Source organism: Microbacterium sp. JZ101 (assembly GCF_053903175.1).
Map to the genome: position 1 here is coordinate 3,170,987 of NZ_CP096400.1, position 15,441 is coordinate 3,186,427.

The 15,441-nt window shown below is 72.7% G+C and carries 13 protein-coding genes and 1 pseudogene; 7 read left to right on the top strand and 7 right to left on the bottom strand.

From position 1 onward, the window contains the following. The first annotated feature begins 91 nt into the window (after positions 1–91). A pseudogene (locus M1D56_RS14575) lies at positions 92–1,299 on the top strand (cobalamin-independent methionine synthase II family protein). Positions 1,300–1,311: 12 nt separating this feature from the next. Here the strand turns inward: M1D56_RS14575 and M1D56_RS14580 are convergent. From M1D56_RS14580 to M1D56_RS14605, 6 genes are all read right to left on the bottom strand, one after another. Beyond that, positions 1,312–2,262 (bottom strand): fumarylacetoacetate hydrolase family protein, encoded by a 951-nt coding sequence (locus tag M1D56_RS14580; protein WP_456283997.1) that lies wholly within the window; start codon positions 2,260–2,262, stop codon positions 1,312–1,314. Then, positions 2,259–3,299 (bottom strand): amidohydrolase family protein, encoded by a 1,041-nt coding sequence (locus M1D56_RS14585; RefSeq protein ID WP_456283998.1) that lies wholly within the window; start codon positions 3,297–3,299, stop codon positions 2,259–2,261. Before M1D56_RS14585 ends, M1D56_RS14580 begins: the two co-directional genes overlap by 4 nt. Next, on the bottom strand, positions 3,296–4,429 hold the full coding sequence (locus M1D56_RS14590) for an FAD-dependent monooxygenase (RefSeq protein ID WP_456283999.1): 1,134 nt from the start codon (positions 4,427–4,429) through the stop codon (positions 3,296–3,298). The genes M1D56_RS14585 and M1D56_RS14590 overlap by 4 nt, the downstream gene beginning before the upstream one ends. 59 nt (positions 4,430–4,488) lie before the next feature. Continuing rightward, positions 4,489–5,481 (bottom strand): cyclase family protein, encoded by a 993-nt coding sequence (locus tag M1D56_RS14595; protein ID WP_456284000.1) that lies wholly within the window; start codon positions 5,479–5,481, stop codon positions 4,489–4,491. Then, entirely contained in the window at positions 5,478–6,458 is a 981-nt protein-coding gene (locus tag M1D56_RS14600; protein WP_456284001.1) for a fumarylacetoacetate hydrolase family protein, read from the bottom strand. The genes M1D56_RS14595 and M1D56_RS14600 overlap by 4 nt, the downstream gene beginning before the upstream one ends. 85 nt (positions 6,459–6,543) lie before the next feature. Beyond that, positions 6,544–7,560, bottom strand: coding sequence for a VOC family protein (locus tag M1D56_RS14605; protein ID WP_282978794.1), 1,017 nt, complete (start codon positions 7,558–7,560; stop codon positions 6,544–6,546). Positions 7,561–7,814: 254 nt separating this feature from the next. Between M1D56_RS14605 and M1D56_RS14610 the strand changes: the two genes are divergently transcribed. The 6 genes from M1D56_RS14610 to M1D56_RS14635 all read left to right on the top strand — a co-directional run bounded on the left by M1D56_RS14610 (position 7,815) and on the right by M1D56_RS14635 (position 14,000). Continuing rightward, positions 7,815–8,576: a CoA transferase subunit A gene (locus M1D56_RS14610; RefSeq protein ID WP_271172961.1), complete on the top strand. Its 762-nt coding sequence runs from the start codon at positions 7,815–7,817 to the stop codon at positions 8,574–8,576. A gap of 1 nt (position 8,577) precedes the next feature. Beyond that, on the top strand, positions 8,578–9,228 hold the full coding sequence (locus tag M1D56_RS14615) for a CoA transferase subunit B (RefSeq protein WP_456284002.1): 651 nt from the start codon (positions 8,578–8,580) through the stop codon (positions 9,226–9,228). Continuing rightward, complete coding sequence (locus M1D56_RS14620; protein WP_456284003.1) at positions 9,225–10,409, top strand: acetyl-CoA C-acetyltransferase; 1,185 nt, start codon at positions 9,225–9,227, stop codon at positions 10,407–10,409. The genes M1D56_RS14615 and M1D56_RS14620 overlap by 4 nt, the downstream gene beginning before the upstream one ends. A gap of 109 nt (positions 10,410–10,518) precedes the next feature. Beyond that, entirely contained in the window at positions 10,519–11,466 is a 948-nt protein-coding gene (locus tag M1D56_RS14625) for a LysR family transcriptional regulator (RefSeq protein ID WP_282978798.1), read from the top strand. Positions 11,467–11,518: 52 nt separating this feature from the next. After that, positions 11,519–12,166 carry a Pr6Pr family membrane protein gene (locus M1D56_RS14630; RefSeq protein ID WP_456284004.1) on the top strand — a complete coding sequence of 216 codons (648 nt, stop codon included), beginning with the start codon at positions 11,519–11,521 and terminating at the stop codon, positions 12,164–12,166. Between the two features lie 85 nt (positions 12,167–12,251). Then, a complete protein-coding gene (locus M1D56_RS14635) occupies positions 12,252–14,000 on the top strand; it encodes a glycoside hydrolase family 35 protein (protein WP_456284005.1) in 1,749 nt (582 codons plus the stop codon). 7 nt (positions 14,001–14,007) lie between these two features. Here M1D56_RS14635 and M1D56_RS14640 read toward each other — a convergent pair whose 3' ends face one another. Further along, positions 14,008–15,441, bottom strand: coding sequence for an FAD-dependent oxidoreductase (locus M1D56_RS14640; protein ID WP_456284006.1), 1,434 nt, complete (start codon positions 15,439–15,441; stop codon positions 14,008–14,010).

Consider the following 15,441-nt stretch of genomic DNA (forward strand, 5'->3'; position numbering starts at 1 on the left):
CCATCCGTCACTCTTCGACATGCGATGCGGAAGTCGCACCGTGCCCGCCGTCGCGACGGCGGGCACGCCCGCAGAAGGAGCGAGGAGCAGCATGACGACCATCGAGACGACGACCGCCGGAAGCCTGCCGCGCACGAAGGCCCTCATCGAGGCCAACGCCGCGCGCACGTTCGAGGAGGACGGCTTCACGCTCACGTCGACGCCCGAGTACGAGGCGCTCGTCGCGGAGGCCGTGCGCGATGTCGTCGAGCGCCAGCGCGCGGTCGGGATCACGCAGCCGGGAGACGGCGAGTTCGGCAAGGCGATGTCGAGCCCCGTCGACTACGGCGCATGGTGGGGCTACTCGTTCCAGCGCGTCGACGGCCTCTCGCTCACCGAGGTGAACGCGTTCAACGAGCCGCCCCGCCGCTCCGAGCCGGGCAACATCGTGCTCACGTCGTTCCTCGACCGCCGCGACCGCCAGGCCTTCGCCGAGGTGTACCACGACCCGGAGAACGGCGTCGAGACCGGACGGACGGCCACGGCGTTCCCCACGACGACGGGCCCGATCTCGTACCGCGGGCAGGCCGCGACCGCGGCGGATGTCCGCCACCTCGCCGACGCGCTCGGCGAGGGCGAGACCGGATTCCTCACGGCGATCGCGCCGGGTTCCGCCGCACGCGTGCGCAACGACTACTACGCGACCGAGCTCGAGCACATCCGCGCGTGGACGGACGCCCTGAAGGAGGAGTACCGGGCGATCACGGACGCCGGTCTCATCCTGCAGCTCGACGATCCGTCGCTCGCGGAGAACTGGGACCAGATCAACCCCGAGCCGAGCGTCGAGGACTACCTCGCGTTCACGCAGATCCGCATCGACGCGATCAACGAGGCCATCGCCGGGCTGCCGAGGGAGCAGGTGCGCCTGCACCTGTGCTGGGGCTCTTGGCATGGGCCTCACACGACCGACATCGAGCTCAAGCACATCCTCCGCACCGTGCTCGGCGCGAAGGTCGGCCAGATCTCGTTCGAGGCGGCCAACGTGCGCCACGAGCACGAATGGGCGGTGTGGGAGGAGAACAGGGATCTCATCCCCGACGACCTCGTCCTCGTGCCGGGCGTCGTGGGTCACTCGACGAACCTCGTCGAGCATCCGGACCTCGTCGCGCAGCGCATCGAGCGCTTCGCGGCATCGTCGGCCCCGACCGCGTGATCGCCGCGACCGACTGCGGCCTGGGCGGCCGCGTCCACGAGCAGATCGCGTGGGCCAAGCTCGAGGCCCTCGGCGAGGGCGCGCGCCGCGCCGCGAAGCGGGTCTGACGGCCCCGGCCGTCAGCGCGCCCGGGCTCGCGACCGAGGACGGGCGGGCGGGATCGGCGGGGCCGGGACGGGGGCCCCGACGTGCCCGACGAGCTCGCCGATGCCCTCGACCGTCATCCGCACCTCGTCGCCCTCGCGCAGCGGCGGCAGGGTGCTGCCGCGCCCCCAGAGCTCGCCGAGGCAGCCGCCGTTGCCGACGGTGCCCGAGCCGAGCACGTCCCCCGGGACGACGCGCGCATTGCGCGAGGCGTACGCGACGAGCTCGGCGAAGGGCCATCCCATGTTCGACACGAGATCCTCGCCGTACCGCTCGCCGTTGACGGACACCTCGGCGCGCAGGGCGAGGAAGCCGTCCTCGTCGCGGAAGCGCTCGAGCTCGTCGGCCGTGACGATCCACGGGCCGAGGCTCGTGGCGAAGTCCTTGCCCTTGCACGGCCCGAGGCGCACCTTCATCTCCCGCGACTGCAGGTCGCGGGCCGACCAGTCGTTCATGATCGTGTAGCCGAAGATCACGGCGTCCGCCTCGGCCGGCGAGAGGTTCGCACCTGCGCCGCCGAGCACCGCGGCGACCTCGAGCTCGAAGTCGAGGCGCTGCGTCTCGGGCGGGGCGATCGTCTCGCCGGGACCGGCGATCGTGTGCGGGTTCGTGAAGTAGAACGTCGGCGCCTGGTACCACTCGGGCACGACCTCGCTCTTGCCGTCGACCGACGCGCTGACCCCCTCGACGTGCTCCTCGAACGCGACGAAGTCCCGCACGGACGCCGGCGACAGCGGCGCGCGCAGCGTCACGTCGGCGAGGGGCGCGACCGGATGGCCCGCGCGCTCGCGAAGCGCGGGGAGCGCCCCGAGCCCTGCGGCGAGCACGTCGCCCACCGTGAGCGCGTCGGGGAACGGGATGACCCCCTCGTCCTCGATGAAGCCGTCCTCCTCGCGGCCGGCGCGCGTCCACCGCCCGATCCTCATGCCCGCGCCTCCGCGATCGGAGCGCTCGCGGCATCCGCCCCATGTACGCCCGCGGCGAGCGCGTCCGCCGTGCGGGAGAGCACGGCATCGGCATCCGCGAGCCCCGCCCCCTGCACGAAGCCGACGGGGTCGTCGAGCCCCATGTCGAACGGGAAGTCGCTGCCGAGCACGACGCGGTCGACCCCCGCGACCTCGACGAGCGCGCGCAGCGTGCGCTCGTCGTGCACGACCGTGTCGAACCAGAGCCGGCGCAGGTACGTCGACGGCGGCTCGGCGCAGCCCCGCGCCTCGGGGCGCACCGCCCACGCGCGATCCGAGCGGCCGATCACCGTCGGCAGGTAGCCCCCGCCGTGCGCGGCCACGATCCGCAGCTCCGGATGGCGGTCGAGCACGCCCGCGAAGATGAGGTGCGAGAGCGCGACGGCGTTCTCGGTGGGCTGCCCCACGGTGTTCGAGAGGTAGAACCGGTCGAGGCGCTCGTCGAGCGAGCATCCGAACGGGTGCAGGAACACGATCGCGCTGAGCTCGGCGGCGCGGGCCCAGAACGGCTCGAGCCGCTCGTCCGACAGCTCGACGTCTCCCGCGAACGAGGAGATCTCGACACCGAGCAGCCCGTGCGCGAGCACCGCGTCGTCGAGGCACTCGACGAGACGCGACGGGTGCTGCAGCGGCACGGTGCCGAGCCCGCGGAGGCGGTCGGGGGCGGTCGCGATGTGCGCCGCGATCTGCCGGTTCGCCTCCTTCGCGATCCACACGCCGAGCTCCTCGTCGGCCCACGGATGGAAGTGGTTCGGCGACGGGCTCACCCACTGCTGCGCGACCCCCTGCTCGTCCATGGCCGCGATGCGCGCGGCCGGGTCGGTGAGCAGCGGGATGCGCGCGCCGATCATGCGGCCGGATGCGGCCAGGCTCTCCGGCCCGTTGCGGCGCGCGTCGAGCGCGTTCGCGGCCGCGAAGCCGTCGGGGTCGCGGCGCGCGACCTCCTCCTGCAGAGCGGGCAGGAGGAGGTGCGCGTGGACGTCGATCGCGCCGCTCATGCGGGCTGCGCCATCTGCTGCGCGACGCCGAAGATGAGGCCGGCCGCGTCGGCGTCGCGGTTGTGCTCGAGCTGCCAGCGTCCGAGCTGCACCGACGCCTCGACGACCGCGGTCGCACGCGGCACGCGGCGCGCGTGGAACGCGTCCCAGAGGCCCTGGTCCACGGTGTCGGCGGCGATGAGGAGCTCCGCGAGCACGATGCCGTCCTCCATCGCCTGCGCGGCGCCCTGGGCGACCGTGGGCGGGCAGCTGTGCGCAGCGTCGCCGATGACGACCGTGCGGCCGCGGTTCCACGCGCCGTCGAGGATGTGCGCCGTGAACCACGTGTAGTTGATGCGGCTCGACTCGGACAGGCTCTCGCGGATGGCGTTCCACGGGCCGCCGTAGGCCGCCGAGAGCCCCTTCATGATCACCACGGCCTCCGCCGGGGCCACACCGAAGCGATCCTGGGCGTCCTCGACGAGGAACGCGTACATCGTGTCCTCGCCCGTGGGCGTGTAGCCGGCGATGTACGCGGGGCCGCCGTAGTAGAGCTGGCTCTGCGTGACTTCGGCCGGACGCGGGACGAAGGCGCGCCAGATGCCCATGCCCGTGTGCTCGGGCTGGGTCTCGATGCCGATGAGTTCGCGCACGGTCGAGTGGATGCCGTCGGCCCCGATGAGCAGGTCGTACTCGCCGACGGGCGCACCGCCGACGTCGACGAGCACCCCGCCCTCGGTCTCGCGCACGCCGGTGACCTTCGCACCGTAGTGCACGCGCACGCCGAGCGACTCGGCGCGCTCGACGAGGATGCGCGCGAGGTCGGGCCGGTACATGCCCATGCAGGCGGGGAAGTCGGGGCCGCCGGTCTTCACCTCGGGAAGCTCGGCGATGACGGGCGCGTCCGGGCCCGGCGCGCGCAGGGTGAGCCCCTCGAACGGGTAGCCCTGGGCGGCGGCCTGCTCCCACACCCCCAGGCGGCCGAGAGCGCGCAGCGCATTGCCCTGCAGCGTGATCCCGGAGCCGAGCGCCGACAGCTCGGGCTTGAGCTCGTACACGTCGACGGAGACGCCGGCCTCGGCGAGCGGGATCGCGGCGGCCATGCTGGCGGCGCCGCACCCGGCGATCGCGACCTTCGTCACTGCGGTCATGGAAGAACCTCCTCGTTCTCGGATGTGTCTGATGCGGATGGCCCGCGGATGTCGGATGGTCAGAGGATCGCGAGCGGGTTGACCGGCGACCCGACCGCGCCCGTGATCGGGATCGTCGCCGCGGTGAGCAGGAACTCCCATCGTCCCCGTTCCCGGCACGCGTCGGCCAGCCGGTCGAGATCCCACATCTCGCCGACCGTGAGCCCCATGTTGGGGATGACGACCTGGTGCAGGGGCTGGAAGGCCGCGTCGAACTCGTTCGGGCGCACCTCGAAGCCCCACGTGTCGGTCGCGATCGCCGCGATCTCCGAGCGGTGCAGCCATCCGGCCGTCGTGAACGACAGCCCGGCCGAGGGGCCGCCCGCGTAGTCTCCCCAGCCCTCGCGCCGCGCGCGTGCGAGCCGGCCGGTGCGCACGAGCACGATGTCGCCGCGGCCCACGCCGCTCGTCGGGCCCTGCGCGGCGATGCACGCGTCGAGCTCGGCGGCCGTGATCGCGTAGCCGTCCTCGAGCTCGCCCGTGTCGGGTCGCAGGAACGCCCCCAGGTCGAGCAGCACCCCGCGGCTCACGAGCCGGTCGGCCGTGTGCTCGATGCCCGTGACGAGGTCGCCGTCGCTCGTGACGACATCGCCCGCGCGGCGCCCGTTCCACGCGAAGCCGCGGTCGAAGATGTGGCCGAGGCCGTCCCACTGCGTCGAGCACTGCAGCGGCATCGCGATCACGTCGTCGGCGCCCCCGATCCCGTGCGGGAAGCCCTGGGCGCCGCGCTCGGCGTCGGTGCCGGTGTCGAGCATCGTGTGCACGGGGTTCGTTCGGCGTCGCCATCCCTTCTGCGGTCCGTCCATGTCGAACGACTGCGCGAGCGAGACGACGAGGCCGTCCTGCACGAGGCCGGCGGCCGTCCGCCGCTTGGCGTCGTCGATGAAGTTCAGCGTGCCGACGACGTCGTCCTCGCCCCAGCGCCCCCAGTTCCGGTACGCCTCGGCCGCCGCCGCGATGTGGCCGGCGGGGTCGGCGCGGTCGAGCTCCTGCGGATCCTCGGTGGGCGTCATCGCGCGGTCCCCTCGGCGACGCAGCGCACGACCTGGGCGCCCAGGCCCGAGATCGCCCCGGTCATGACGTCGCCGTCGCGCAGGAACCTCTTCCAGTGCTGGCCGTTGCCCGCGGGGCTGCCCGTGAGGAGCAGGTCGCCCGGGAGCAGCGGCATCGTCTGGCTCGCCGCCGAGACGAGCGCGGGGATGTCGAAGAGGAGATCGCTCGTCGAGGAGTCCTGCATCGTCTGCCCGTTGAGCTCGAGGCGCACGCGCGCGTCCTTCTCGTCGACGAGGCCGGCCGGCACGAGGAACGGCCCGGTCGGCAGGAAGCCGGGCGCGTTCTTCGACCGGTACCAGTCGGTGCCGATCTCCTTCATGTCCTTGCGGAACACGAGGTCGCGCGTCGTGATGTCGTTGACGATCGTGTAGCCCGCGACGTGCTCCATCGCGTCCTCCCGCGAGACGCGGAACGCCTCGCGGCCGATGACGACGGCGAGCTCGAGCTCCCAGTCGTGCACTTCGCTGTAGGGCGGCAGCGCGAGCGGCACGTCGTCGCCCACGACGCACGCGGGCAGGCCGATGAAGAAGTACGGCTCGCCGCTCGCCGCGCGCTCGTCCATCATGTCGGCCGCGAACGCGCGCGCCTCCTCGGGCGTGCGGTCGGTGTTGTTCGTGAGCCCCGCCGCGACGAGCTCGATGACGTGCTGACGGTAGTTCGCCCCCGTCTGCAGCACCTGGCGCGGCTCGACCGGCGCCGTGAGCACGACCTCGTCCAGCGGCTGCCATGGGCCGTCGGCCTCGGCGAGCGCGGCCATCCGCTCCCAGCCGGCGAAGGCGTCCGCGAGGAACGCGTTGAGGTCGGGGGCGCCGAGCTCGTCGGGCCCCACGGGCCGGATGCGATCTCCGGCCACGAGGCCGAGGCGCACCTCCGCGCCGTCACGGTAGCGCGCGAGCGCGAAGCGGTTGTCGAGCCGCGGGTGCGACGTCATCGTCATCTCCTCATCATGAAGCGGATGGCCGGAGTCCGGCCCTGGGGACGCGGGAACGCGGGTCGCGTGCGCGACCCGCGTTCCGTCGGCGTCAGCCCCGGCCCTGGACGGCGTAGGGGTTGAGCAGGGCTTCCTTGATCTCGTCGGGCACGCCCTCCTCGGTGGCGGACGGGCCGTTCGCGGGCGGGAACGACTCCGTCATCGACATCGGCATCGCGCCGTTGCGGTAGAAGTTGTTCGAGCCCTGCGAGGGGCGCCACGTGTTCGCCTCCCAGTCCGGCACGTAGTTGCGGTAGCCGCCCGTGTTGAGCTCGATGCGCAGGCTCGAGGGCTCGCGGTAGTAGAGGAACGTCTGCTCGCCGATGCCGTGGATGTTGGGGCCGTACTCGATCGGCGTGCCGTTCTCCATGAGCACGTCGGCGGCGATGAGCAGCTCCTCGCGGGTGTCGACCCAGAAGGCGTAGTGGTTGATGCGGCCGTCGCGGTCGGAGCCGTCGAGCACGACGCCGAGGTCGTGCGACTTCTCGTTGGTCGTCAGCACGCTGAACACCGAGATGGGCGCCTCGTCGAGCACGGTGCGCGCCATGAAGCGGAAGCCGAGGACGCGGACGTACCACTCGACGAACGCGTCGACGTCGCGCGCCGCGATCGTGACGTGGTCGAGCTGGCGCGGGGCGCCCGCGTGAGACGAGCGGCGCGCCGGGCGGTCGGGGTAGATCGACGCCTGGTCTGCGCCCGAGACGTAGTGCTCGACGTCCCAGTGCAGCGTCATGCGGTGACCCTGCGGGCCGACGAAGCGGTAGGCGCGGCCGATCGCGTGCCCCTCGAACCACTCGCCATCGACGCCCTCGGCCTCGAGCCGGCGGACGGCCTCCTCGAGCGCCTCGGGGCTCGTCGTGCGCCATGCGGCGGTCTCGAGCGCGGGCTCGTCGCCCGGGACGACGACGACGCTGTAGCGGTAGTAGTCGCCCCAGCAGCGCAGGTAGACGGCGCCGTCGATGCGGTCGACGACCTGCAGGCCGACCTGCTCCTCGTAGAACTTCACCGACGCCTCGACGTCGGGCGTCGTGATGGCGACGTAGGACAGATGCGAAAGCAGTTTGATCATCTTCGATCCCTTCTCGGGTAGGTCTGCATCCACTCTCCGGCCATCGGGACTATCAGGGAACCCGAATTCTTCGATCCCCGGCATCACTCTGATTTATGACTCGATGGGCCGCGAGCGCGCTCTTCAGCGCGGCCGATGACCGGCATTCGGATCGCTGATATCGCCCCCTCCCGCTCCCCCGCCGCGCGCTAGATTCGAAGGAACGACAGCGGCGAAGGCGCCGCGCGCGACGGTGGACGAGGGAGTGACACGACGTGATCGACAAGCAGATCCCGACGGCGGCCGAGGCGGTCGCTGACATCCCGGATGGCGCGAGCATCGCGGTCGGCGGCTTCGGGCTCTCGGGCAACCCCATCGCCCTCATCGAGGCCCTGCTCGCGCAGGGGACCACCGACCTCTCGATCGTCTCGAACAACTGCGGCGTCGACGACTGGGGGCTCGGCGTGCTCCTCGGCGCTCGCCGCATCCGCAAGATGACCTCGTCGTACGTCGGCGAGAACAGGGAGTTCGAGCGGCAGTTCCTCTCCGGCGAGCTCGAGCTCGAGCTCACTCCGCAGGGCACGCTCGCGGAGAAGCTGCGGGCGGGCGGCGCGGGGATCGCGGCGTTCTACACGCAGACGGGCGTGGGCACGCAGGTGGCCGACGGCGGCCTGCCGCGCCGGTACGCCGCCGACGGCTCAGTCGCGGTCGCCTCGCCCGCGAAGGACGTCCGCACCTTCGGCGAGCGCGAGTACGTGCTCGAGGAGGCCATCACGACCGACTTCGCGCTCGTCCACGCCTGGAAGGGCGACCGACACGGCAACCTCGTCTTCCGCAAGGCGGCCCGGAACTTCAACCCGCTCGCCGCGATGGCGGGCCGCGTGTGCATCGCGCAGGTCGAGGAGCTCGTCGAGCCCGGCGCCCTCGACCCCGACGCCGTGCACCTGCCCGGCGTGTTCGTGCACCGGGTCGTCGAGGTGGGCACCGACATCGAGAAGCGCATCGAGAAGCGCACCGTCGCGACCGAGGGGAACTGACATGGCACTCACCCGCTTTCAGATGGCCGCGCGCGCCGCGCGCGAGCTCCACGACGGCGAGTACGTGAACCTCGGCATCGGTCTTCCCACGCTCGTCCCGAACTTCGTGCCCGACGGCGTGACGCTTGTGCTCCAGTCCGAGAACGGCATCCTGGGGGTCGGGCCCTACCCGGCCGAGGACGCCGTCGATCCCGATCTCATCAACGCGGGCAAGGAGACCGTCACGACGCTCCCGGGCGCGGCCTTCTTCGACTCGAGCCTGAGCTTCGGGATGATCCGCGGCGGCAAGATCGACGCGGCCATCCTCGGCGCCATGCAGGTGTCGGCGTCGGGCGACCTCGCGAACTGGATGATCCCCGGCAAGATGGTCAAGGGCCCCGGCGGCGCGATGGATCTCGTGCACGGCGCCGGCCGCGTCATCGTCCTCATGGAGCACGTCGCCAAGGACGGGTCGCCCAAGATCGTCGACGCGTGCTCGCTCCCGCTCACGGGGCGGGGCGTCGTCGACCGGATCATCACCGACCTCGCCGTCATCGACGTGACCGCGGACGGGCTCGTCCTCCGCGAGCTCGCGCCGGACGTGACCCTCGACGAGGTCGTCGCGGCCACCCAGCCGACCCTGATCGTCGCCCTCGAGGAGGAGGCAGCATGAACCCGCAGGACATCGTCATCGTCGCCGCAGCGCGGACCCCGCAGGGGCGGCTGAGCGGGCAGCTCTCGTCGCTGACCGCTCCGCAGCTCGGCAGCGCGGCCATCCGCGGCGCACTCGAGCGCGCGGGCATCGCGCCCGGCGCGGTCGACGCCGTCATCGTGGGCCAGGTGCTCCCGGCCGGATCAGGCCAGAACGCCGCCCGCCAGGCCGCGGTCGGCGCGGGCATCGGCTGGGACGTCCCGTCGCACTCCGTGAACAAGGTCTGCCTCTCGGGGCTGACGGCCGTCATCGACGCCGCGCGGATGATCGCCGTCGGCGACGCCGAGGTCGTCGTCGCGGCCGGCATGGAGTCGATGTCGCGCGCCCCGCATCTGCTCATGGGGTCGCGCACGGGCTGGACCTACGGCTCGGTCGAGGTTCTCGACCACATGGCGCACGACGGACTCACCGACGCGTACGACGGCGTGAGCATGGGGCTCTCGACCGAGAACCACAACCCGCGCTACGGGGTCGAGCGCGCGGCGCAGGACGAGGTCGCCGCGCTGTCGCATCAGCGTGCCGCCGCGGCGACCGAGGCAGGCGTGTTCGACGACGAGATCGTGCCAGTCGAGATCCCGCAGCGTCGGGGCGAGCCCGTCGTCGTGACGCGGGACGAGGGGATCCGCCCCGACACGACAGTCGAGACCCTCGCGCGGCTGCGCCCCGCGTTCGCCGAGGGCGGGAGCATCACGGCCGGCAACTCGTCGCAGATCTCCGACGGCGCGTCGGCCGTGGTCGTGACGACGCGCGAGCGGGCCGAGCGCGAGGGATGGCGCGCGCTCGCGACGATCGGAGCATCGGGCCAGACCGCGGGCCCCGACAACTCCCTCCAGGCGCAGCCGGCCGCGGCCATCCGCCGTGCCCTCGAGAAGCAGGGCATCGACGTCGCCGACCTCGATCTCGTGGAGATCAACGAGGCGTTCGGCGCCGTCGTCGCGCACTCGGCACGCGAGCTCGGCCTGTCGTCCGACATCGTGAACATCCACGGCGGCGGGATCGCGATCGGGCACCCGATCGGCGCCTCCGGCAACCGCCTCGTCGTGCACGCCGCCCACGAGCTCGCGCGCCGCGGCGGAGGGACCGCCGTGGTCGCACTGTGCGGTGGAGGAGGCCAGGGCGACGCCCTCGTGCTCACGGCGTGATCGAGGCGTTATCGACCGGCGCTATGGTGATGGCGCCGGTGATCGACGGCGGTGATACGATCCGGGTACGCTCATCGCCGAGCGGACCCGACCCGAGGACCACGCCGCCGTGCCCGATCAGCCGCTGCTCTCACGACTCGACCTGAACCTGCTCGTCTCGCTCGACGCGCTGCTCACCGAGCGCAGCGTGACGCGCGCCGCCGAGCGCCTCCACCTGAGCCAGCCCGCGCTGAGCGCGTCGCTCTCGCGGCTCCGCGCGCACTTCGACGACCCCATCCTGGCGCGACGCGGCAACGCGTACGAGCTCACGCCGCTCGCGATGCGCCTGACCGAGCACACGACGACGGCGCTCGAGGCCGCGCGTCGGGTCTTCGAGAGCCAGGCCGCGTGGAACCCCGAGCAGTCCACGCGCGAGTTCGCGATCTTCGGTTCGGACTACGGCTTCGCGACGGTCGGGCGGACGGTGAGCCGCATCGCCCGCGAGCGGGCGCCGGGCGTGCGCTTCCGGTTCATGCTCCACAACCAGACCATCGTCGAGGACGCCGCCACGCGCCTGCGCGCCGCCGACGCCATGCTCATCCCGCACGGCTTCCTCACCGACCTGCCGTACGCCGATCTGTGGCAGGACGACTGGGTCGGCATCGCGAGCGCCGACGACGCGCGCATCGGCGCGCAGGCCACGATGAAGGACCTCGCCGAGCGCCCGTGGGTGTTCACCTACCAGTCGCGCGAGGCGTTCACGTCGGCGAGCCGCCAGCTGCAGCAGCTCGGCATCGAGCCGCGCGTCGAGGCGGTCGTCGAGAGCTTCCTCGCCCTCGGCCACTTCGTCGAGGGCACCGACCGGCTCGGCATCGTGCAGTCGGCGCTCGCGCCGATCGTGGAGCGCTCGGCGGCGGTGCGCACGTTCGCGCTCCCGTTCGACGCGACGCCCGTGCTGAACGCCATGTGGTGGCATCCCGTGCACGACCGCGACCCCGAGCACCAGTGGATGCGCGAGCTCTTCGTCGACGCCGCCGCCGAGCTCGGCGCGCGCGCCGACCCGAAGCGGCTTCCGTAGACTCGGGCCGTGGCGCGCGCACGCCGCGCCGCAGCGGGAGGACGACGCGAGGGTGACGGCACGGACGGCTTTCGGCTGGTCTCGCCTGGCGGCGGCGGCCCTGTGCCTGGTCGCGCTCGTCCACCGGCTCGCCTGGGGCCTCAGCTCGCAGACGATCGCCGGTGAGAACTTCCTCGCCTACCTCACGATCCAGTCGAACATCGCCTTCACGGTGCTCGCGACGATCGCCGGGGTGATCGCCCTCCGACACGATGAGGACCCGCCCTGGCTGACCACGGCGCGCGCCCTCATCCTCAGCTGGACGATCACGGCCGGTCTCGCCTTCGCGCTCATCGTCTGGCAGGCGGGGCTGCGCGGCATCCGGATCGACGTGCCCTGGTCGGACGTCGTGCTGCACTTCGTGCTCCCGATCTGGACCATCCTCGCGTGGCTCTTCGGGCCCGGCCGCCGCGCGGCGTCATGGCGCGTCGTGGCGTTCGTGCTCGTGTACCCGCTCGTGTGGGGCGGGTTCACGATGTGGCGCGGCGCGATCGTCGGATGGTTCCCGTACTACTTCCTCGACCTGCGGCAGGTGTCGGGCTTCGCGGAGTTCGCGGTCACGTGCGCGATCGCGCTCGCGATCTTCGCGGGCGTGGCATCGGGTCTCGTGCTGCTGAGCCGCATCCGGCCGACCGTCCGCGACGCGGACGGTCGCCCCTGACGCGCGCAGGGCCATCCGCTCGATACGCTCGGAGTTCGCCCCCGATGACGGATGTCGGCGGCGCGATCGACGAGGAGGACCCCCGATGAGCCGGTTCGCGATCGGGGAGCACGACTTCCTGCTCGACGGAGAGCCGTTCCGCGTGCTCGCGGGCGCGCTGCACTACTTCCGCGTGCACCCCGACCAGTGGCGCGACCGCATCCGCAAGGCGCGGGCCATGGGGCTGAACACGATCGAGACGTACATCGCGTGGAACGCGCACGCGCCGCGGCGCGGTGAGTTCCGCCTCGACGGGGGCCTCGACCTCGGCCGCTTCCTCGACGACGTCGCGGCCGAGGGCATGCACGCGATCGTGCGGCCGGGGCCGTACATCTGCGCCGAGTGGGACAACGGCGGCCTGCCGGCCTGGCTCTTCCGCGACGGCGCCGGGGTGCGCCGCTCCGAGCCCCGGTATCTCGACGCCGTGCGCGAGTACTACGCGCAGATCGCGCCCGTGCTCGTGCCGCGGCAGATCGACGCAGGCGGGCCGATCATCCTCATGCAGGTCGAGAACGAGTACGGCGCGTTCGGCGACGATGCGGCCTATCTGCGCGAGGTCGCCGACCTCACGCGCGCGATCGGGATCACCGTGCCGCTCACCACCGTCGACCAGCCCACCGACGAGATGCTCGCCGCGGGCGGCCTGCCCGACCTGCACCGCACCGGCTCGTTCGGCTCGCGGGCGACCGAGCGGCTCGCCACGCTGCGCCGTCACCAGCCCACGGGGCCGCTCATGTGCTCGGAGTTCTGGTGCGGATGGTTCGACAGCTGGGGCGAGCACCACCACACGACCTCGGCGGAGGACTCGGCGCGCGAGCTCGACGACCTGCTCGCGGCGGGCGCCTCGGTGAACATCTACATGTTCCACGGCGGCACGAACTTCGGATTCACGAACGGAGCGAACGACAAGGGGCGGTACATCCCCATCGTCACGAGCTACGACTACGACGCGCCGCTCGACGAGACGGGCCACCCGACCGCGAAGTACCGCGCGTTCCGCGACGTCATCGCGAAGTACGCGCCGGTCCCCGACGAGGAGCCAGCGGCCGTCCGGCCCGACGCGCCCGTCTTCGACGTCGCGCTCGACCGCGCGCTCTCGCTGTGGGATGGTCTCGAGCTGCTCGGCGCGGAGACCTCGGTCGACCACCTGCCGACGATCGATGAGCTCGACCACTTCGGCGGGTTCACGCTGTACCGCGCCACGCGCCCGATCGAGGCGCCGGGCGTGCTCGCATTCGACGAGGTCCGCGATCGCGCCCAGGTCTTCCTCGACCGGAAGCCGGTCGGGGTCCTCAGCCGCGATCACGGCGAGCGGCGCATCGCGCTGCCCCACGGCGGCGTGCTCGAGTTGCTCGTCGAGGACCAGGGGCGGGTGAACTACGGCCCGCGCCTCGGCGAGCCCACGGGGCTCATCGGTCCCGCGACGCTCGACGGCGCGCCGATCGACGCATGGGAGGCGGCACCGCTCACGTGGGAGCGCCTCGACGAGCTGGCCGACCGCGCGAGCGCACACGGATCCGCCGCGCACGCGGGCCCCGGCGTCGCGTTCGGGATGTTCGACGCGCCCGCGGGCCGCGACCTGCTGCTCGACACATCCGGATGGGGCAAGGGCGTCGTGTGGGTGAACGGGTTCTGCCTCGGCCGGTTCTGGTCGCGGGGCCCGCAGCGCACGATGTACGTGCCCGGCCCGGTCGTGCGCGAGACGGGCAACCGGATCGCCGTGCTCGAGCTGCACGCGGGCGAGGCGGTCGCGCGGTTCGTCGCGCAGCCCGACCTCGGCCACACCGAGCTCTGAGACCGCGCTACCCCGCGGACGGGGTCGGCTCGGACGGCGTCGGCTCGGACGGGGTCGGCTCGGGCGTGGGCGACGCCGGCGCGAAGAACCCGAGCGACTCGAGAGCAGCGGACTGCGCGTCGCCGTCGTCGAGCGCCGCGAACGCCTCGGCCTCGTCGCCGCCCACGAGGCCGACGAGCACGGGCTCGCCGGTCGCGGGCGCGAGATTGAACCAGGTGCGGATGGCGCCTGTCCCGCCGGCGAGGTGCCAGATCGCGGCGTCCGTCGCCCAGAACCGCTCCTCGAAGCGGAGCCACACGGTCTCGATCGCGCCCATCCCGAGCGCCGCCACGGCTCCCCGCTGAGCGGCCGGCAGCTCGGGCGAGAACTCGATCCCCTGGTGCTTGAGCACGCCGAGCGGCACCGTGACGACGACCCGGTCGTACGACAGGGCCTCGCCCGTCGCGAGGCGCAGGCTCACGCCGCGGTCGTCGTGCGCGATGCGGACGACGGGCGACGAGAGCGTCACCTGGATGTCGTCGAGCGGCCCCTCGACGAGGCCGGCGAGATCGCCCGCCGCCGCGCGCAGCGTGTCGGCGGGCAGCGGCGGCGGGAACCAGCACGAGGCATCAGCCGCACTCGCGCCCGTCGTCGCCGCGAGCCAGGCGAGCGACGCGGCGAGCGCCTGATCGTCGAGGTCGGCGCCTGTCGCGAGCAGTGCGGCCTCGAGCGGCACGTCCGCGGCGCCCGCGCTGCCGCGTTCGACCGCCTCGCGCACGGCGTCGAACGCGAGCGTCGCCGTCTCGCCCTGCTCGGACCATCCGGCGGCCGTGTCGAGGTCGATGTCGGGGATCCCGAGCAGCCGCAGGCGCCCGAGGAACGCCTCGTCGTCGTCTCCGAAGGTCCACGCGCCGAGCTGGGCCGGGATCGGCCACGGGTCGTCGGGCACCGAGTGGAGGCGCCCGCCCACGCGGTCGCGCGCCTCGAACACCGTGACGTCGTGACCGGCGTCGGCGAGCGCGCGCGCCGCGACCGCGCCGGCGATGCCCGCTCCCACGACCGCGAGGCGCTCCCCCGAGCCCGCGGCCGCGAGCACCTCGTCGGCCGCGCGTGAGCCCGAGCGGTGCGCGCCCATGACCGTCGCCGGCTGATCGGTGGCGGTCGCCTCGCCCGCGAAGAACACCCGGTCGCCGACCGGCTGCGCGAGCGCCTCCCGGTGCTGCGGCGTCGCGCCGACCGCGATGAAGCTGCGCGCTCCGCGAGCGTACGGGTCGGCCGACCACGTGCTGCGCAGCCAGGCGGAGGGCACCGGCACGCCGTTCGACGGCGTCGGGATCGGGGCCGGCGTCGACGGCGCGGGCGTCGACGGCGCGGGCTGCGGATCGCCCGTGCACGACGCGAGAAGCATCGCGACGGCGCCCGTGCCGGCGCCGACGAGCAGGGTGCGGCGCGTGATCCTCAT